General features: G+C 42.7%; 15 protein-coding genes. 14 read left to right on the top strand and 1 reads right to left on the bottom strand.

Going from position 1 to position 20,530, the window contains the following annotated elements:
• Positions 1 to 67 precede the first annotated feature (67 nt).
• The 11 genes from rpoB to PAN06_RS02045 all read left to right on the top strand — a co-directional run bounded on the left by rpoB (position 68) and on the right by PAN06_RS02045 (position 15,617).
• Positions 68 to 3,673: a DNA-directed RNA polymerase subunit beta gene (rpoB, locus tag PAN06_RS02095; protein ID WP_269795458.1), complete on the top strand. Its 3,606-nt coding sequence runs from the start codon at positions 68 to 70 to the stop codon at positions 3,671 to 3,673.
• Between the two features lie 38 nt (positions 3,674 to 3,711).
• Positions 3,712 to 7,389 carry a DNA-directed RNA polymerase subunit beta' gene (gene rpoC, locus PAN06_RS02090; RefSeq protein ID WP_269795457.1) on the top strand — a complete coding sequence of 1,226 codons (3,678 nt, stop codon included), beginning with the start codon at positions 3,712 to 3,714 and terminating at the stop codon, positions 7,387 to 7,389.
• A 108-nt stretch (positions 7,390 to 7,497) separates the two neighbouring features.
• Positions 7,498 to 7,920: a nucleoside-diphosphate kinase gene (ndk, locus tag PAN06_RS02085; RefSeq protein ID WP_004262107.1), complete on the top strand. Its 423-nt coding sequence runs from the start codon at positions 7,498 to 7,500 to the stop codon at positions 7,918 to 7,920.
• Between the two features lie 130 nt (positions 7,921 to 8,050).
• Complete coding sequence (locus tag PAN06_RS02080) at positions 8,051 to 8,683, top strand: competence protein (RefSeq protein ID WP_260469044.1); 633 nt, start codon at positions 8,051 to 8,053, stop codon at positions 8,681 to 8,683.
• 94 nt (positions 8,684 to 8,777) lie between these two features.
• Complete coding sequence (tsaE, locus tag PAN06_RS02075) at positions 8,778 to 9,221, top strand: tRNA (adenosine(37)-N6)-threonylcarbamoyltransferase complex ATPase subunit type 1 TsaE (RefSeq protein ID WP_269795456.1); 444 nt, start codon at positions 8,778 to 8,780, stop codon at positions 9,219 to 9,221.
• A complete protein-coding gene (locus PAN06_RS02070) occupies positions 9,211 to 9,729 on the top strand; it encodes a GNAT family N-acetyltransferase (RefSeq protein ID WP_269795455.1) in 519 nt (172 codons plus the stop codon). The genes tsaE and PAN06_RS02070 overlap by 11 nt, the downstream gene beginning before the upstream one ends.
• A 7-nt stretch (positions 9,730 to 9,736) precedes the next feature.
• Positions 9,737 to 10,774 carry an LCP family protein gene (locus PAN06_RS02065; RefSeq protein WP_269795454.1) on the top strand — a complete coding sequence of 346 codons (1,038 nt, stop codon included), beginning with the start codon at positions 9,737 to 9,739 and terminating at the stop codon, positions 10,772 to 10,774.
• Between the two features lie 67 nt (positions 10,775 to 10,841).
• On the top strand, positions 10,842 to 12,098 hold the full coding sequence (locus tag PAN06_RS02060) for a competence/damage-inducible protein A (RefSeq protein ID WP_269795453.1): 1,257 nt from the start codon (positions 10,842 to 10,844) through the stop codon (positions 12,096 to 12,098).
• 54 nt (positions 12,099 to 12,152) lie between these two features.
• Positions 12,153 to 13,319 carry a recombinase RecA gene (gene recA / locus PAN06_RS02055; RefSeq protein ID WP_269795452.1) on the top strand — a complete coding sequence of 389 codons (1,167 nt, stop codon included), beginning with the start codon at positions 12,153 to 12,155 and terminating at the stop codon, positions 13,317 to 13,319.
• Positions 13,320 to 13,433: 114 nt separating this feature from the next.
• Positions 13,434 to 14,804, top strand: a complete 1,371-nt coding sequence (locus tag PAN06_RS02050) for an MATE family efflux transporter (protein ID WP_269795451.1) — start codon at positions 13,434 to 13,436, stop codon at positions 14,802 to 14,804.
• A 96-nt stretch (positions 14,805 to 14,900) separates the two neighbouring features.
• A complete protein-coding gene (locus PAN06_RS02045) occupies positions 14,901 to 15,617 on the top strand; it encodes a YebC/PmpR family DNA-binding transcriptional regulator (RefSeq protein WP_000532882.1) in 717 nt (238 codons plus the stop codon).
• 55 nt (positions 15,618 to 15,672) lie between these two features.
• Here PAN06_RS02045 and PAN06_RS02040 read toward each other — a convergent pair whose 3' ends face one another.
• Positions 15,673 to 16,314, bottom strand: a complete 642-nt coding sequence (locus PAN06_RS02040; protein ID WP_004262095.1) for a DUF308 domain-containing protein — start codon at positions 16,312 to 16,314, stop codon at positions 15,673 to 15,675.
• 193 nt (positions 16,315 to 16,507) lie between these two features.
• On the opposite strand from PAN06_RS02040, the gene PAN06_RS02035 reads away from it, so the two are divergent.
• The 3 genes from PAN06_RS02035 to PAN06_RS02025 are packed head-to-tail and all read left to right on the top strand — an operon-like array spanning position 16,508 to position 20,472.
• Positions 16,508 to 16,978: a MarR family winged helix-turn-helix transcriptional regulator gene (locus PAN06_RS02035; RefSeq protein ID WP_269795450.1), complete on the top strand. Its 471-nt coding sequence runs from the start codon at positions 16,508 to 16,510 to the stop codon at positions 16,976 to 16,978.
• Positions 16,953 to 18,722 (top strand): ABC transporter ATP-binding protein, encoded by a 1,770-nt coding sequence (locus PAN06_RS02030; protein WP_269795449.1) that lies wholly within the window; start codon positions 16,953 to 16,955, stop codon positions 18,720 to 18,722. The genes PAN06_RS02035 and PAN06_RS02030 overlap by 26 nt, the downstream gene beginning before the upstream one ends.
• Positions 18,712 to 20,472, top strand: a complete 1,761-nt coding sequence (locus PAN06_RS02025; protein WP_269795448.1) for an ABC transporter ATP-binding protein — start codon at positions 18,712 to 18,714, stop codon at positions 20,470 to 20,472. The genes PAN06_RS02030 and PAN06_RS02025 overlap by 11 nt, the downstream gene beginning before the upstream one ends.
• The last annotated feature ends 58 nt before the right edge of the window (positions 20,473 to 20,530 follow it).

Below are 20,530 nucleotides of genomic sequence, written 5' to 3'. Positions count from 1 at the left end.
AAACCATATGACGATTAGAAAAGCCTGATTGACAAGGCTTGGAACTTATTTACAAAGGAGAATCATCTTGGCAGGACATGACGTTCAATACGGGAAACATCGTACCCGTCGTAGTTTTTCAAGAATCAAAGAAGTTCTTGACTTACCAAATTTGATTGAAATTCAAACTGACTCATTCAAAGATTTCCTAGACCATGGTCTTAAGGAAGTATTTGAAGATGTATTGCCAATTTCAAACTTCACAGACACAATGGAGTTGGAATTTGTTGGATATGAAATCAAGGAACCAAAATACACGCTAGAAGAAGCTCGTATTCACGATGCTAGCTACTCAGCACCAATTTTTGTAACCTTCCGCTTGATCAATAAAGAAACAGGCGAAATCAAGACCCAAGAAGTTTTCTTTGGTGATTTCCCAATCATGACAGAAATGGGCACTTTCATCATCAATGGTGGTGAACGTATCATCGTTTCGCAGTTGGTTCGTTCGCCAGGTGTTTACTTTAATGACAAAGTAGATAAAAACGGTAAAGTGGGTTACGGTTCAACTGTTATCCCTAACCGTGGAGCTTGGTTGGAACTTGAAAGCGACTCAAAAGATATTGCCTACACTCGTATCGACCGTACTCGTAAGATTCCATTTACGACCTTGGTTCGTGCTCTTGGTTTCTCAGGTGATGATGAAATCTTTGATATCTTTGGTGATAGCGAATTGGTTCGCAACACTGTTGAAAAAGATATCCATAAGAACCCAATGGACTCTCGTACAGACGAAGCTTTGAAAGAAATTTACGAACGCCTTCGTCCAGGTGAGCCTAAGACTGCTGAAAGTTCACGTAGCTTGCTTGTGGCTCGTTTCTTTGACCCACGTCGTTATGACTTGGCAGCTGTTGGTCGTTACAAAATCAATAAAAAACTCAATGTTAAAACACGCTTGCTTAACCAAACTATTGCTGAGCCATTGGTAGACCCTGAAACAGGAGAAATCTTGGTAGAAGCTGGAACAACCATGACTCGTAGTGTGATTGAAAGCATCGAAAGCTATTTGGATGGCGACTTGAACAAGATTGTCTACATTCCAAATGATGCAGCGGTTGTGACTGAGCCAGTTGTTCTTCAAAAATTCAAGGTTGTTGCTCCAACTGATCCAGACCGTGTTGTAACCATCATCGGTAATGCTAATCCAGATGACAAGGTTCGTATCGTCACTCCTGCAGATATCCTTGCTGAGATGAGCTACTTCCTCAACTTGGCTGAAGGACTTGGCCGTGTAGATGATATCGACCACCTTGGAAACCGTCGTATCCGTGCGGTTGGTGAATTGCTTGCCAACCAAGTACGTCTTGGACTTTCTCGTATGGAACGTAATGTCCGTGAACGTATGTCTGTCCAGGACAACGAAGTCTTGACACCACAACAAATTATCAATATCCGTCCTGTAACAGCTGCGGTTAAAGAATTCTTTGGTTCATCACAGTTGTCACAGTTCATGGACCAACACAACCCGCTTTCTGAGTTGTCTCACAAACGCCGTTTATCAGCCTTAGGACCTGGTGGTTTGACACGTGACCGCGCTGGATATGAAGTCCGTGACGTGCACTACACTCACTACGGCCGTATGTGTCCAATCGAGACACCTGAAGGACCTAACATCGGTTTGATCAATAACTTGTCATCTTATGGACACTTGAACAAATATGGTTTTGTTCAAACACCATACCGTAAAGTTGACCGTGCAACAGGTGTTGTTACGAACGAAATCGTTTGGTTGACAGCCGATGAAGAAGATGAATTTACTGTAGCACAGGCTAATTCTCGTCTGAATGAAGATGGAACATTTGCTGAGAAAGTTGTCATGGGACGTCACCAAGGGGTCAACCAAGAGTATCCAGCTAATGTTGTTGACTATATGGACGTATCACCAAAACAGGTAGTTGCCGTTGCGACAGCATGTATTCCTTTCTTGGAAAACGATGACTCCAACCGTGCCCTCATGGGAGCCAACATGCAACGTCAGGCTGTGCCGTTGATTAATCCAAAAGCACCTTACGTTGGTACTGGTATGGAATACCAAGCAGCCCACGATTCAGGAGCTGCTGTGATTGCTCAGTATGACGGTAAAGTTACCTATGCAGATGCTGACAAGGTAGAAGTTCGTCGTGAAGATGGTTCATTGGACGTTTACCACATCCAAAAATTCCGTCGTTCAAACTCAGGTACTGCTTACAACCAACGCACTCTCGTAAAAGTTGGCGATGTCGTTGAAAAAGGTGATTTCATCGCTGACGGACCTTCTATGGAAAATGGAGAAATGGCGCTTGGACAAAACCCAATCGTTGCCTACATGACTTGGGAAGGTTACAACTTCGAGGATGCCGTTATCATGAGCGAACGCTTGGTTAAAGACGATGTCTACACATCTGTCCACCTTGAAGAATACGAATCAGAAACACGCGATACAAAGCTTGGGCCTGAAGAAATTACTCGTGAAATTCCAAATGTTGGGGAAGACGCTCTTAAAGACCTTGACGAAATGGGTATTATCCGTATCGGTGCTGAGGTTAAAGAAGGTGACATCCTTGTAGGTAAAGTGACACCTAAGGGTGAGAAAGATCTTTCAGCTGAAGAACGTCTCTTGCACGCTATCTTTGGAGACAAGTCTCGTGAAGTACGTGATACTTCTCTTCGTGTACCACACGGTGCCGATGGTGTCGTTCGTGATGTTAAGATCTTTACACGTGCAAATGGAGATGAATTGCAATCAGGTGTTAATATGCTGGTTCGCGTCTACATCGCTCAAAAACGTAAGATCAAGGTCGGAGATAAGATGGCCGGACGTCACGGAAATAAAGGGGTTGTCTCTCGTATCGTTCCTGTAGAAGACATGCCTTACCTTCCAGATGGAACTCCAGTCGATATCATGTTGAACCCACTTGGGGTGCCATCACGTATGAATATCGGTCAGGTTATGGAGCTTCACCTTGGTATGGCGGCTCGTACTCTTGGTATTCACATCGCAACACCAGTCTTTGACGGAGCAAGTTCTGAAGACCTTTGGTCAACTGTTAAAGAAGCTGGTATGGATAGCGATGCCAAAACAATCCTTTACGATGGACGTACAGGTGAACCATTTGATAACCGTGTTTCTGTCGGAGTCATGTACATGATCAAACTCCACCACATGGTTGACGATAAATTGCACGCGCGTTCAGTCGGACCTTACTCAACCGTTACCCAACAACCACTCGGAGGTAAAGCTCAGTTTGGTGGACAACGTTTCGGTGAGATGGAGGTTTGGGCTCTTGAAGCCTATGGTGCGTCAAATGTTCTTCAAGAAATCTTGACTTACAAGTCTGACGATATCAACGGACGTTTGAAAGCCTATGAAGCTATTACAAAAGGAAAACCAATTCCAAAACCAGGTGTTCCAGAATCCTTCCGAGTTCTTGTCAAAGAATTGCAATCTCTTGGTCTTGACATGCGTGTCCTTGACGAAGATGACCAAGAAGTGGAACTTCGTGACTTGGATGAAGGAATGGACGAAGATGTCATCCACGTAGATGACCTTGAAAAAGCCCGCGAAAAAGCAGCCCAAGAGGCTAAAGCAGCCTTTGAAGCTGAAGAAGCTGAAAAAGCAACAAAAGCGGAAGCAACAGAAGAAGCTGCTGAATAAGAATAAGCAGTTCACTTAGAATAGAAAGGGAAGAAATAGTGGTTGATGTAAATCGTTTTAAAAGTATGCAAATCACCCTAGCTTCTCCAAGTAAAGTCCGTTCATGGTCTTATGGAGAAGTCAAAAAACCTGAAACAATCAATTACCGTACCTTGAAACCAGAACGTGAAGGACTCTTTGATGAAGTTATCTTTGGTCCTACAAAAGACTGGGAATGTGCTTGTGGTAAGTACAAACGCATTCGTTACAGAGGAATTGTTTGTGACCGCTGTGGGGTTGAAGTAACGCGTACGAAAGTTCGTCGTGAGCGTATGGGACATATCGAATTGAAAGCTCCTGTATCTCACATCTGGTACTTCAAGGGGATTCCAAGCCGTATGGGCTTGACCCTTGATATGAGCCCTCGTGCCCTCGAGGAAGTGATCTACTTTGCGGCTTATGTGGTGATTGATCCCAAGGATACACCGCTTGAGCACAAGTCTATCATGACAGAGCGCGAATACCGTGAGCGCTTGCGTGAGTATGGTTATGGATCATTCGTTGCCAAGATGGGTGCCGAAGCCATCCAAGACCTCTTGAAACAAGTAGATCTTGAAAAAGAAATTGCTGAACTCAAAGAAGAGTTGAAAACAGCGACTGGACAAAAACGTGTCAAAGCCATCCGTCGTTTGGATGTTTTGGATGCCTTTTACAAGTCTGGAAACAAACCTGAATGGATGATTCTCAACATCCTTCCGGTTATTCCACCAGATCTTCGTCCAATGTTGCAGTTGGATGGTGGCCGTTTTGCCTCATCTGACTTGAACGACCTTTACCGCCGTGTTATCAACCGTAACAACCGTTTGGCTCGTTTGCTTGAGTTGAATGCACCAGGTATTATCGTTCAAAATGAGAAGCGTATGCTTCAAGAAGCGGTTGACGCTTTGATTGATAATGGTCGTCGTGGTCGTCCAATCACAGGACCAGGTAGCCGTCCACTGAAATCATTGAGCCACATGCTTAAAGGGAAACAAGGACGCTTCCGTCAAAACTTGCTCGGTAAACGTGTTGACTTCTCAGGACGTTCCGTTATCGCCGTTGGTCCAACTCTTAAGATGTACCAATGTGGTGTGCCACGTGAAATGGCGATCGAGCTCTTTAAACCATTCGTGATGCGTGAAATTGTTGCCCGTGATATCGTGCAAAACGTCAAAGCAGCTAAACGCTTGGTGGAACGCGGAGATGAGCGTATCTGGGATATCCTTGAAGAAGTGATCAAAGAACACCCAGTGCTTTTGAACCGGGCACCGACCCTTCACCGTTTGGGTATCCAAGCCTTCGAGCCAGTCTTGATTGATGGTAAGGCCCTTCGCTTGCACCCACTTGTCTGTGAAGCCTACAATGCCGACTTTGACGGGGACCAAATGGCCATCCACGTACCACTTTCAGAAGAAGCCCAAGCAGAAGCTCGTATCTTGATGCTAGCTGCTGAGCATATCTTGAACCCGAAAGATGGTAAACCAGTTGTTACTCCATCTCAGGACATGGTTTTGGGTAACTACTACTTGACAATGGAAGAAGCTGGTCGTGAAGGTGAAGGAATGGTCTTCAAAGACCGTGATGAAGCGGTTATGGCTTACCGTAATGGCTATGTTCACCTCCATTCACGTGTTGGTATCGCAACAGACAGCCTCAACAAACCATGGACAGAAGAGCAAAAACACAAGGTCTTGCTTACAACAGTTGGTAAAATCCTCTTCAACGACATTATGCCAGAGGGTCTACCATACTTGCAAGAACCAAACAATGCCAACTTGACAGAAGGCGTTCCAGCAAAATACTTCTTGCCACTTGGTGGAGATATCAAGGAAGCTATCAGCAAACTTGAACTTAACCCTCCATTCAAGAAGAAAAACCTTGGAAATATCATCGCTGAAATCTTCAAACGTTTCCGTACGACAGAAACTTCTGCCCTACTTGACCGTATGAAGAACCTCGGTTATCACCACTCAACTCTTGCAGGATTGACAGTGGGTATTGCCGATATCCCAGTCGTTGATGACAAGGCTGAAATCATTGAAGAATCACACAAACGTGTAGAACAAATCACAAAACAATTCCGCCGTGGTATGATCACAGACGACGAGCGTTACAATGCTGTTACAGCTGAATGGCGTGCTGCCCGTGAAAAACTAGAGAAACGTTTGATTGCCAACCAAGATCCTAAGAACCCAATCGTTATGATGATGGACTCTGGAGCCCGTGGTAACATCTCAAACTTCTCACAGCTTGCCGGTATGCGTGGTCTGATGGCTGCTCCGAACGGACGTATCATGGAATTGCCAATCCTTTCAAACTTCCGCGAAGGTTTGTCGGTATTGGAAATGTTCTTCTCAACTCACGGTGCGCGTAAAGGTATGACCGATACGGCCCTTAAGACAGCCGACTCAGGTTACTTGACTCGTCGTTTGGTTGACGTTGCCCAAGATGTTATCATCCGTGAAGATGACTGTGGAACAGATCGTGGTCTCTTGATCCGTTCTATCGCAGAAGGAAAAGAGATGATCGAGTCTCTAGAAGAACGTCTCAATGGTCGTTACACTAAGAAAACTGTTAAACATCCAGAAACTGGTGCAGTTATTATCGGTCCAAATGAGTTGATTACAGAAGACAAGGCGCGTGAAATTGTCAACGCTGGTGTGGAAGAAGTGACTATCCGCTCTGTATTTACATGTAACACTCGTCACGGTGTCTGCCGTCACTGTTATGGTATCAACTTGGCGACTGGTGATGCGGTTGAAGTTGGTGAAGCAGTTGGTACAATCGCTGCCCAATCTATCGGGGAACCTGGTACACAGCTTACAATGCGTACCTTCCACACGGGTGGGGTTGCCTCAAATACCGATATCACTCAGGGTCTTCCTCGTGTCCAAGAAATCTTTGAAGCCCGCAATCCTAAAGGGGAAGCGGTTATCACAGAGGTTAAAGGACAAGTTACTGCTATCGAAGAAGATGCATCAACTCGTACTAAGAAAGTCTTTGTTAAGGGTGAAACTGGCGAAGGTGAATACGTCGTTCCATTTACAGCTCGTATGCGTGTTGAAGTTGGGGACCAAGTAGCGCGTGGTGCTGCTCTTACAGAAGGTTCTATCCAACCAAAACGTCTCCTTGCAGTCCGTGATGTCTTGTCAGTTGAAACTTATCTTCTCGGCGAAGTACAAAAAGTTTACCGTAGCCAAGGGGTAGAAATCGGTGACAAACACATCGAGGTAATGGTTCGTCAAATGATCCGTAAAGTCCGTGTCATGGATCCAGGTGACACAGATCTTCTCATGGGTACCCTCATGGATATCAATGACTTTACAGATGCCAACAAAGATGTTCTTATCGCAGGTGGAGTGCCAGCGACAGGTCGACCAGTCCTTATGGGAATTACCAAAGCTTCACTTGAAACAAACAGTTTCTTGTCAGCGGCTTCCTTCCAGGAAACAACTCGTGTCCTTACTGACGCAGCTATCCGTGGTAAGAAAGACCATCTCCTTGGACTTAAAGAAAATGTTATCATCGGTAAGATCATCCCAGCAGGTACTGGTATGGCTCGTTACCGTAACCTTGAACCACATGCTGTTAACGAAGAAGAATACCTTAACCCTCCAGTAGAGAAAGAAGGAAATGAAGAAACAACAGAAGTAGTTGTGGATACTGCCGTTGAAACTGTGGAAGAAACAGTAGAATAAGAGAGAATGAGAGAGCCTTCGGGTTCTCTTTCTCTTTTCTGAAAACTTTCTCCATTTTTCCATGAAATGTGGTAAAATAAAAGAAAGAAGCTGACAAAGGAGACAGGTATGGAACAAACATTTTTTATCATTAAACCAGACGGTGTAAAAAGAGGGCTAGTGGGTGAAGTGTTGAAACGCATCGAACAACGTGGATTTACAATCGAAAAATTGGAGTTGAGTTCACAGGTTTCAGAAGAGTTAATTGATCAGCACTATCAGGACTTGGTTGGTCAAAGTTTTTACCCACCGATTCGTGAATTTATGACTTCAGGACCGGTTCTTGTAGGTATCATTTCTGGTCCCAAAGTAATCGAAACTTGGCGGACTATGATGGGGGCAACTCGTCCAGAAGAAGCTTTACCAGGAACGATTCGAGGTGATTTTGCAAAAGCTGCTGGAGAAAATGAGGTTATCCAAAATGTTGTACATGGTTCAGATTCAGAAGAGTCAGCTAAGCGCGAAATTGCTCTTTGGTTTGACGGAAAGTAGTAAAAGTTTGATGTAAGGGTTACTTGCATCAAACTTTTTTACATTTTAGAGTAGAAAACTGACAGTTGAGAAATATTCTAGCAATGATGAGAATTTCTAGCTTATAATAAGAGCAAGTAAGGGAGGAAGAATGATGGAAAGAATGAAAAAGCAAATTAGAGTTTTGTTATTGCTGACGTTTTTTGGTCTTAGTAGCTGTTCTTGTTTAAGTTTATCGACTTGGGCCTTGATGTTAAATCAAAACTGCTTCTATTATTTAGTTGGCATGTTGCTCCTTGCCAGTATTGGTGCAGGGTTAAACTACTATAGAGGGCAGGGAAATCAATCTTATTCAGTTTTTAAGGAAGATAAGCAACAATTCTTGTATAGCCTGTTGCTATTGGTAAATGTTTTGGGTTTAGCTTTAATTGTCATAGAACATATCCTTGCAGGAAATACATCCGTAGAAGGGTTTGTGGAAGCCTTTCTACCGAGTTTCTTTTTCTTATTTGGTATTGATTTGTTAGTTTTTCTGCCAATTCAGAAGTATGTATATGGCTTGAAAAAGATTTTGGGTAAGAAGGAAATGTGTTTTATTAGTGGACTAGTTATTTTAATCATTCTTAGAAATCCCTGGTCAATATTATCCATGACCTTTTATATTGCCTTGGGAATGTTTTTCTTAAGATTGTTGGTGCCAAAAGTTATTCGCTGGGAAGTTTCATTTTATAGCCACTTGATGAGAGATATCTTGTTAGTTGTCTTCTTGCTGTTTCTATTTTAAAGGTAAAAGAAGAGATGTCCAAGTTTTACAACTTGTAATATGGAATTCATAGATAATATCTCGACAAAGGACAACTTTTTGGTATAATAGAAACATGTACACTAAAAACGAAGAAGAGTTGCAGTGCCTAGGTGAACGTTTGGGCTGTTTATTAGAAAAGAATGATGTCTTAATTCTAACTGGAGAACTTGGGGCAGGCAAAACGACCTTTACAAAAGGTCTTGCTAAAGGGTTACAGATTACTCAGATGATTAAGAGTCCAACCTATACTATTGTGAGGGAGTATGAAGGTCGTCTTCCTCTTTATCATTTAGATATTTATCGTATAGAGGGGGATGCTGATTCTATTGATTTAGATGAGTTTCTCTTTGGTGGCGGCGTGACTGTCATCGAGTGGGGACATCTTTTAGGTGATGCCTTACCAGATACTTATTTAGAATTGGAAATTCTAAAAGAAGAAGACGGTCGCAGGCTGAATTTCCAAGCAAAGGGTTTACGTGCAGAAAAACTCTTAGAGGAGCTTCAACATGGAGTATGAGTTACTCATTAGAGAAGCAGAACCTGATGATGCTGCTGAGTTAGTGACATTTTTAAATCGTGTCAGTGTAGAAACAGATTTTACCAGTCTGGACAGGGATGGTATTTTGATGACAGATACTGAGATGGAGTTGTTTTTGGATAAACAGGCTCACTCGGAAAATCAAATCATTTTACTTGCCTTGCTGAATGATGAAATTGCTGGTATTGTAAATATTACAGCTGACCAGCGCAAGAGAGTCCGTCATATCGGTGATCTCTTCATTGTGATTGGAAAAAGATATTGGAATAATGGCTTGGGAAGTTTTTTGTTAGAAGAAGCGATAGAGTGGGCACAAGCAAGTGGCATTTTGCGTCGTCTCCAACTGACTGTCCAAACTCGTAATCAAGCTGCAGTTCATTTATATCAAAAGCATGGCTTTGTAATTGAAGGTAGACAAGAGCGCGGTGCGTACATAGAAGAAGGGAAATTTATAGATGTTTACCTGATGGGTAGACTGATAGATTGATAGAAATATGGTTAAAAAAATTATTGGAATGGTGCTAGCTTTTCTAGCTGTGACAGTTTTGGGTGTGGGTGTTTTTGCTTATACCATTTATCAACAAGGTACAGAAACTTTATCAAGAACTTATAAAAAAATTGGTGAAGAAACCAATGTTATTGAGGCGACTGAACCCTTAACGATCCTTTTAATGGGGGTTGATACTGGAAATGTGGAACGAACTGATCCTTGGGAGGGAAATAGTGATTCCATGATTCTCTTGACGGTTAATCCGCACACGAAAAAGACAACGATGTTAAGTTTGGAACGTGATATCTTGACTAAAATTCAGCATAAAGATGGTAGTGTTGAGGAAGCTAAACTAAATGCCGCCTACGCTGGTGGTGGTGCGGAATTGGCAATCTCAACTATCCAGAAAATGATGAATATTCATATCGATCGTTACGTTATGGTGAATATGCAGGGGTTGCAACAATTGGTTGATGCAGTTGGCGGGGTGACTGTAAATAATACACTCGGTTTTCCAATTTCGATTACTGACCAGGAAGAATTTAATAAAATTTCCATTGGTGTTGGACAGCAAACTCTAAATGGTGAAGAAGCTCTTGTTTATTCTCGCATGCGCTACCAAGATCCAGAAGGGGACTACGGACGTCAGAAGCGTCAGCGTGAAGTCATTCAAAAGGTTGTTGAAAAAGTTCTTAGCTTGAATAGTGTTAGTCACTATCAGTCTATCTTAAAAGCCCTAAGTACCAATATGCAGACCAACATTGATTTATCAGCGAAAAGTATTCCACAATTACTTGGTTATCAGGATTCCTTCAAGAATATTGAAACACATCAATTGCGAGGAGAAGATGCAGAACTGCAGGGTATTTCTTACCAGATTGTTACAACTGAGCATATGTTGGAAATGCAGAATCTCTTACGTCGTTCACTAGGTAAAGAGGAAGTAACTGAAGTAGAGACCAATGCTGTGTTATACGAAGCAGCCCTTGGAAGAACCGCTACATCAACGAATGCTTCAAGTGTAGAAATAGAACAAAATTAATAATGAAATCGTGGGAAATTTCCTGCGATTTTTTCAAAAAAGTACGAATAGATAGGTAGGAGGAAACATGAAAGCAGAAATCATTGCTGTTGGAACAGAGATTTTGACAGGACAGATTGTCAATACCAATGCTCAGTTTTTATCAGAAAAACTAGCAGAGATTGGGGTAGACGTATATTTTCAGACGGCTGTAGGAGACAATGAAGCTCGTCTCTTATCCCTGCTTGAGATTGCCAGTCAACGTAGCAGTCTGGTGATTTTGACAGGTGGTTTGGGGGCAACTGAGGACGATCTAACCAAACAAACCCTAGCTAAATTTTTAGGGAAAGAATTAGTCTTCGATCCTCAGGCGCAGGAGAAGTTGGATGTCTTTTTTGCCCAGAGACCAGACTATGCCCGAACACCGAATAATGAAAGACAAGCTCAACTTGTAGAAGGGGCGACTCCACTACCAAACGAAACAGGACTGGCTGTGGGGGGAATATTGGAAGTCGATGGAGTGAACTATGTCGTCCTTCCCGGTCCACCAAGTGAATTAAAACCCATGGTTTTAAACCAACTTCTACCTAAGTTGATGACAGGGAGTAAGCTATATTCCCGCGTTCTTCGTTTCTTTGGGATTGGCGAAAGTCAGTTGGTTACGATTTTGTCTGATTTGATTGATAATCAAACAGATCCGACCTTGGCCCCTTATGCTAAGACAGGAGAAGTCACTCTGCGTCTGTCAACAAAGGTTAGCAGTCAAGAAGAGGCGAATCAAGCGCTGGATATCTTGGAAAATCAAATCTTGGACCGCCAGACTTTCGAAGGAATTTCTTTACGAGACCTTTGTTATGGTTATGGGGAAGAAACTAGTTTAGCTAGCATTGTGGTAGAAGAGCTGAAAAAACAAGGGAAAACCATCACGGCTGCTGAGAGTTTGACGGCAGGGCTTTTCCAAGCCACTGTGGCAGATTTTTCGGGTGCATCAAGTATATTCAAGGGTGGTTTTGTGACCTATAGCTTGGAGGAAAAATCAAGGATGTTGGATATTCCTGCCAAGGATTTAGAAGAACAGGGTGTGGTGTCTGAATTTACAGCTCAGAAGATGGCTGAGCAGGCACGAACCAAGACTCAATCTGATTTTGGCCTTAGTTTGACTGGAGTGGCAGGACCAGATAGCCTAGAAGGGCACCCAGCTGGGACAGTCTTTATAGGCTTGGCTCAAGAGCATGGAACTGAGGTCGTCAAGGTTAATATTGGAGGTAGAAGTCGAGCAGATGTACGTCATATTGCAGTTATGCATGCCTTTAACCTAGTTCGCAAGGCTTTATTAAGTGACTAACTTTTGATATAATAGTAGATAGGTCTGAGGACCATTAGAATGTAGGAGAATAGAATGGCGAAAAAACCAAAAAAATTAGATGAAATTTCAAAAAAATTCGGGGCTGAACGTGAAAAAGCCTTGAATGACGCTCTTAAATTGATTGAGAAAGACTTTGGTAAAGGATCAATCATGCGTTTGGGTGAACGTGCGGAGCAAAAGGTGCAAGTGATGAGTTCAGGTTCTTTGGCGCTTGACATTGCCCTTGGTTCAGGTGGTTATCCTAAGGGACGTATCATTGAAATCTACGGACCAGAGTCATCTGGTAAGACAACGGTTGCCCTTCATGCAGTTGCGCAAGCGCAAAAAGAAGGTGGTATTGCAGCCTTTATAGATGCGGAACATGCCCTTGATCCAGCTTATGCTGCGGCTCTTGGTGTCAATATTGACGAATTGCTCTTGTCACAACCAGACTCAGGAGAGCAAGGTCTTGAGATTGCAGGAAAATTGATTGACTCAGGTGCTGTAGATCTTGTCGTGGTCGACTCAGTTGCAGCCCTTGTACCTCGTGCGGAAATTGATGGAGATATCGGAGATAGCCACGTTGGTTTGCAAGCTCGTATGATGAGTCAGGCCATGCGTAAACTCGGTGCTTCTATCAATAAAACCAAAACAATTGCCATCTTTATCAACCAATTACGTGAAAAAGTTGGGGTCATGTTTGGAAATCCAGAAACAACTCCTGGTGGACGTGCTCTGAAATTCTACGCATCAGTCCGTTTGGATGTTCGTGGAAGTACGCAAATCAAGGGAACTGGTGACCAAAAAGATACCAATGTCGGTAAAGAAACTAAAATCAAGGTCGTGAAAAACAAGGTAGCTCCACCATTTAAGGAAGCCTTCGTTGAAATCATGTACGGAGAAGGGATTTCTAAGACTGGTGAACTCTTGAAAATCGCAAGCGATTTGGATATCATCAAAAAAGCAGGAGCTTGGTACTCTTACAAGGATGAGAAAATCGGGCAAGGTTCTGAAAATGCTAAGAAATACTTGGCAGATAACCCAGAAATCTTTGATGAAATTGACCATCAAGTCCGTGTTCAATTTGGTTTGATTGATGGAGAGGAAGCTTCTGTAGAAGGCGTTGAAACTAAAAAAGATGAAGCAGCTCAAGTAGACTCTGTGAATGAAGAAGTTACACTTGACCTAGGAGACGAGCTTGAAATCGAAATTGAAGAATAAGCTGTCAAAGTAGTGGAGAAATCCACTGCTTTTTCGATTCTTTGTTCAAAATTTCAGATTGCCTATAGTTTGCTGTTTCTTGTCGCTCCTCTAGAAAGCTGATATAATAGCCTTATGAATAAAAAACGAACAGTGGACCTGATACATGGTCCGATTCTTCCCTCGCTTTTGAGTTTTGCCTTCCCAATCTTGCTATCAAATATTTTTCAACAGCTCTATAATACTGCTGATGTCTTGATTGTTGGGCGATTTCTGGGTCAAGATTCCTTGGCTGCAGTAGGAGCTACGACAGCGATTTTTGACCTGATTGTAGGTTTTACTCTTGGTGTTGGCAATGGCATGGGAATTGTCATTGCCCGTTATTACGGGGCTCGGAATTTTATAAAAATTAAGGAAGCAGTAGCAGCCACCTGGATTTTAGGTGCACTTTTGAGTATTGTAGTTATGCTGCTGGGATTTGTCGGTCTGTATCCACTCTTGCAATACCTAGATACCCCTGCAGAAATTCTTCCCCAGTCCTATCAATATATTTCTATGATTGTAACCTGTGTCGGTGTCAGTTTTGCTTATAATCTCTTTGCAGGCTTGTTGCGGTCTATTGGAGACAGTCTGGCTGCGCTTGGTTTTCTGATTTTCTCTGCTCTGGTTAATGTGGTTCTGGATCTCTATTTCATTACGCAATTGCATCTGGGAGTTCAATCTGCAGGCCTTGCTACCATCATTTCGCAAGGCTTATCAGCGGTTCTCTGCTTTTATTATATCCGTAAGAGTGTGCCAGAACTTTTGCCTCAACTCAAGCATTTCAAATGGAACAAGACTTTGTACGCTGATCTCTTGGAGCAAGGTTTAGCTATGGGTTTGATGAGTTCAATTGTGTCCATCGGCAGTGTGATTTTACAGTCTTCTGTTAATACCTTTGGTGCCGTGATTATTAGTGCTCAAACAGCGGCGCGACGCATTATGGCTTTCGCCCTTCTTCCTATGACCGCTATTTCCGCTTCGATGACGACCTTTGCTTCTCAGAATTTAGGTGCTAAGCGCCCAGACCGCATTGTTCAAGGTCTTCGAATCGGCAGTCGTTTAAGTATGTCCTGGGCAGTTTTTGTTTGTGCCTTTCTCTTTTTTGCTAGTCCTACCTTAGTTTCTTTCTTGGCCAGTTCGACGGATAGCTATTTGGTAGAAAATGGCAGTCTCTATCTGCAAATCAGCTCAGCTTTTTATCCTATTTTGAGTCTCTTATTGATTTATCGCAATTGCTTGCAGGGCTTGGGGCAAAAAGTCCTTCCTCTGGTTTCTAGCTTTATCGAACTAATCGGGAAAATCGCTTTTGTGGTTTTGATTATCCCTTGGGCAGGCTATAAGGGAGTTATCCTTTGCGAACCCCTTATCTGGGTTGCCATGACCATCCAACTGTATTTCTCACTGTTTCGTCACCCCTTGATAAAAGAAGGCAAGGGAATCTTGGCAACCAAAGTGCTATCCTAGTTGGATTTACTGAATAAAATCCATTTCCTCTAGTGAAAATCGAAAAAACTTGTGTTATAATAAGAAAGATTAAAATGTGAAAAAAGGAGATTCCTAATGGGACGTAAATGGGCCAATATCGTAGCCAAGAAAACGGCTAAAGATGGAGCTAACTCTAAAGTATATGCAAAATTTGGTGTAGAAATCTATGTAGCAGCTAAAAAAGGTGATCCAGATCCAGAATCAAACTCAGCTTTGAAATTCGTTATCGACCGTGCTAAACAAGCCCAAGTGCCAAAACACGTTATCGATAAAGCTTTGGACAAGGCTAAAGGAAACACAGACGAAACCTTTACAGAAGGACGTTACGAAGGTTTTGGACCAAATGGTTCTATGCTGATTGTTGATACTTTGACTTCAAATGTCAACCGTACAGCGGCCAATGTCCGTGCAGCCTTTGGTAAAAACGGCGGAAACATGGGCGCTTCAGGTTCTGTTTCTTACCTCTTTGATAACAAAGGTGTTATTGTATTTGCAGGTGAAGATGCGGACGCGGTCTTTGAGCAATTGCTCGAAGCAGATGTGGATGTGGATGATGTAGAAGCAGAAGAAGGTACAATCACAGTTTACACAGCTCCAACTGACCTTCATAAGGCTATTGTTGCCCTTCGTGAGTCAGGTATCGAAGAATTCCAAGTTACTGAATTGGAAATGATTCCTCAGTCAGAAGTGGAATTGTCAGGCGATGACCTTGAAACCTTTGAAAAACTTTACAGCGTTCTTGAAGACGACGAAGATGTGCAAAAGATCTACACAAACGTAGATGGATTCTAATAGAAAAACGAACAGTTTTACTAGCTGTTCGTTTTTTTGATGTTTGAACTTAGACTCAGGTTTCAGAATCGTTTTGTTGCTTGCTTTTTTCTAGACCTAGACCGACTGCATGTTTTTGGACGAGCAAGAGCTGTCCATTGTCCTGTTTTGCAAAAGTTAAGGTAACAGTCTTAGTCTTGTCTCCAATAGAGATATAGGTGATTTTTTTCGTATTGTAACCCCCAAGAGTGAAGTCAAACTCGGAATCTGGCTTTCCGTGTTTATTGATAATATCCTCGTAGGTGGTACCACCTTTTCCTTTGTTGTCAAGGTCGCCTTCGATTAAGGCGTCGAACTGTTCTTGGGTCCAGGCGAAGGTATCGTCTGTCAAGCCGCTTTTTTCTTCGCGTTCCATTGAGGCACTCGTATCCATGTAGGAACGGTTAAACTCCTTGGCATACTCTTTGTAGACATCAGCGTATAGTGCCTGACTCGTAAAGAAAAGTACAACAGAGGCAACTGCCAGGGATGTTCCGATAATAGCCATTGTTTTCCGTTTTTTGAGGTTGACGATAAGGCCGATAATCCCCAAGATAAATGCGACGATGGCGATGAACAACGATAGATAGTTAATAAACGGGATCCAGGATCCTAAAAGTGCGATGGCTCCAAAAATGGTTGCTAAGATTCCTAAAACTCTTTGTTCTTCTGGTTTCATTTGAAAGTTTTCTCCCTTCATTGAGTGAATGGATTTCTATCCACAGTAGTTAGTGCTTATTATATAAAAGACATTGCCTAATGTCAATTTAAACTAAGATAGTTCTCATGAAAACTTTTTTCTTGACATCTCTTTTCAAAGTGGTAAAATAGTTCCCAGGAGAACTAAATACAATGGTTAGAAAGGAGTAAGTATGGATAAGCCGATGTTAGTTTTTAAGCGTTTTGGTCATCAGCTTCACTTGATGGTGCAAAAGGAAGCCAAACGTTGTGGTATTGAATTTATGGGTGGGCCTCAAGGTCAGGTTCTGCGTTTTTTGGATAATCGTGAGAAAAACCAAGACTTGGTCTTGATTAAAGATATCGAGCAGGAACTCAAAATTACCAAGTCTGTTGCTAGTAATTTGGTCAAGCGTATGGTGCAAAATGGTTTGGTGGAATTGGAGGTGAGTTCTAGCGATAAGCGGGCAAAATTTGTTCGTTTGACGGACAAAGCACGTTCTCAGATGCAAGAGGTTAAGGCTTTTTTTGAACGAATTGATAAGCAGTTGATGGAAGACATTGATGAAGATGAATTACTGATTTTTGAGAAAGTTCTCGGTCAACTACAGGCAAATATCAAGGGAATAGGAGGAGAGAATGAAGAAATTAGCAAAACGAATTAGTGGAAAAGAATGGGGGATGATTTTACTAGCCATTCTCTTTACCTGCTTTTCGGTTTATCTAGAGTTGGAAGTGCCGACCTATATCTCTAAAATCACTGATTTACTAGGAACTCAGGGAACCAACTTGGATGAGTTATGGCAGCCGGCAAGCATGATGGTGGGAATGTCCTTTCTAGCCTTCTTATCCGCAGTTGCAGTTGGATTTTTTGCTTCCCGAGTGGCTGCTTCTTATACTAGTAGGCTGAGAAGTGATATTTTTAATCGAGTTTTAGACTACTCACAGACAGAGATTAAGAAATTCTCTATTCCTAGTCTCTTAACGCGTACCACTAATGATATTACTCAAGTTCAGATGTTGATTACCATGGGCTTGCAAGTAGTTACGCGTGGTCCAATTATGGCTATCTGGGCTATCGGGAAGATTTTAGGTCATTCAGAATACTGGCTCTGGGCCGTACTTGTGGCAGTGATTGTCAACGTCCTGATGACGACTGTTTTGATGACGCTGGCCTTTCCAAAACAGTCTTTGATTCAGGGGCTGACAGATAAACTGAACAGTATCACTCGTGAGAGTTTAACAGGTATTCGTGTCGTTCGTGCCTACAATGCAGAGGATTACCAAAATGAAAAATTTGCAGCAGCAAATGATGAATTGACACGCTTGAATTTGTTTGTCAACCGTCTTATGGCTATTTTGAACCCTATCATGATGGGGATTTCAAGTGGTTTGAGTGTGGCGATTTACTGGATTGGGGCCTATGTGATTAACGACGCTGCTCCGATAGCGCGTCTGCCTCTCTTTAGTGACATGATTGTTTTCATGTCTTATGCTATGCAGGTTGTCATGGGCTTCCTTCTCATGGGAGCACTCTTCATCGTTCTTCCCCGAACTATGGTCTCTGCTAAGCGGATTAATCAAGTTTTAGATTTGCATTCTTCTATCCAAAACCCTGCTCAAGTGCAGCTGGCTGATGAAAACCTCAAAGGTCAGGTCGAATTTAAGGATGTGACCTTCCGCTATGCGGCAAATTCGGAGGCGGTTATCGAGCATGTTAGCTTTAGAGCAGAAGCTGGTCAAACAGTGGCCTTTATTGGGTCAACAGGTTCTGGTAAATCAACTCTGGTCAATCTGATTCCACGTTTCTACGATGTGTCAGCAGGAGAAATTCTGGTGGACGGTGTCAATGTTCAAGACTATAACTTGAAAGATTTGCGCAACAAGGTTGGTTATATTCCCCAGAAAGCGGTTCTCTTTTCAGGCGATGTCAAGGGCAATTTAGATTTTGGACAGAGTCAAGAAACACCACTTAGTGAGCAGGCTATGTGGCAGGCTTTGGAGTTGGCCCAGTCTAAGAACTTTATCGAAGACAAGGAAGCGGGCTTAGAGTCAGAAGTGGCCCAAGGAGGAACCAACTTCTCAGGTGGCCAAAGACAGCGTCTAGCAATTGCGCGTGCCTTAGCTCGGAAGCCAGAAATCCTCATCTTTGATGACTCCTTCTCAGCCTTGGACTACAAGACAGATCGAGTTCTTCGCCAAGAGCTAGCAGAGAAAACCAAGTCTATGACCAAACTCATCGTCGCACAACGTATTTCAACGATTATGGATGCAGATTTGATTTTGGTTTTAGATCAAGGGAAAGTCGTGGGACAAGGCACCCACAAGGAACTTCTAGCTAATAACGGAGTTTACCAAGAAATTGCCTATTCACAACTATCGAAGGAGGAATTGGAACATGGAAAATAAGAAAATGTCTCTCTGGAAACAGACTAAACCCTATCTTGCAGGCCTCCAGTTTGCCCTTCTAATCGCCTTTCTAGCAACAATCGTATCCAATATCATTACTGTATATGGTCCAACCCGCATCAAGGAAATGACTAATATTATTGCCAGTGGTCTGGAAACAAGTGTGGATGTCGCGGCGGTTGCAGCTATTGGTGGTTTTTTGGCCGCGATTTATGTGATCGGACTTCTATCAAATTATTTACAGGCATTTCTGTTTACAACAGCTATTCAACGTTTTTCAGAGCGTTTGAGAAGAGCCATTGCAGAGAAAATAAATAGCCTACCATTGGGATATTTTGATGGACACTCTCAGGGGGATACTTTGTCTCGTGTAACCAATGACGTTGACACTGCAGCCCAGTCCCTTAATCAAAGTCTGGGAACAGTTCTTTCATCTAGTTTATTGGTCTTAGCAGTCTTGGTAACCATGTTTGGGATGAACTGGATTTTAGCTTTGGTGACGGTTGTGTCAACTCTTATTGGTTTTGCTTTCGTGTCTGTCTTTATGGGCAAATCACAGGGATTTTTTAAGAGTCAGCAACAAGATTTGGCAGCTGTCAATGGCTATGTGGAGGAAATGTACTCTGGCCATAATGTGGTGACCAGTTACAATGCTATCGAGAGCACGAAAGAAGAATTTGCAACATTAAACCATCGTCTGTATGACAGTATCTGGAAGTCTCAGTTTATTTCAGGGATTATGATGCCGATTATGATGTTTATTGGGAACTTTAGCTATGCCTTGGTGATTATCGTTGGTGCAGCCTTGGCCTTAAATGGACACATCAGTATCGGGATTATCGTTGCCTTTATGGCCTACGTTCGTATCTTTTCTCAGCCCCTTTCACAAATTGCCCAAGGGGTTACTAGTCTTCAGCAGGCTAGTGCAGCCATGGGACGCGTCTTCGAATTTCTAGCTGAAGAGGAGATGGAAGATGAATCCCATAAAGTAAGACAATTGAGCGATATGAAAGGTCAAGTGGTCTTTGATCGAGTTTCCTTTGGTTACACACCAGAGAGAACTATCATCCATGACTTTTCTGCGATTGCTCATGCAGGTCAAAAGGTTGCCATTGTCGGACCGACTGGGGCTGGTAAGACAACTATTGTCAATCTTTTGATGAAGTTCTATGAGATTGATAAGGGAAGTATCCGTATCGATGGTGTGGATACCAAGGAGATGAAGCGTTCGGAAGTACACGATGCCTTTTCAATGGTCTTGCAGGACACTTGGCTCTTTGAAGGTACTATCCGAGATAATCTCATCTATAACCAAAATGGGATTAGTGATGAGCGCGTGATCGAAGCCAGCAAGGCTGTAGGGATTCACCACTTTATTATGACCCTACCAGATGGTTACGATACAGTCTTGGACGACACAGTAACCTTGTCTGTCGGGCAAAAACAACTCTTGACCATTGCTCGTGCTTTGCTGAAAGATGCACCACTCCTAATCCTAGATGAAGCGACCTCTTCGGTTGATACACGGACGGAAGAGTTAATCCAGAAAGCCATGGACCGTTTGATGGAAGGCAGAACTTCCTTTGTCATAGCCCACCGCTTGTCTACTATCCGAAATGCTGATCTTATTCTGGTTATGAAAGATGGCAATATCATCGAGCAAGGCAATCATGATGATCTGATGGCACAAGCTGGTTTCTACGCTGACCTCTACAACAGTCAGTTTACAGAAGATGAAGCAGAAGAATAAATCGAAAGAAGGCTTGACGGCCTTCTTTTTCTGCACTATACTAGAAGACAAGTGCTTC

The sequence above is a fragment of the Streptococcus sp. SM3 genome (genome assembly GCF_027497875.1).
The sequence above is the reverse complement of the archived record's forward strand: the minus strand, read 5'-3'. Positions and strand labels throughout refer to the sequence as shown.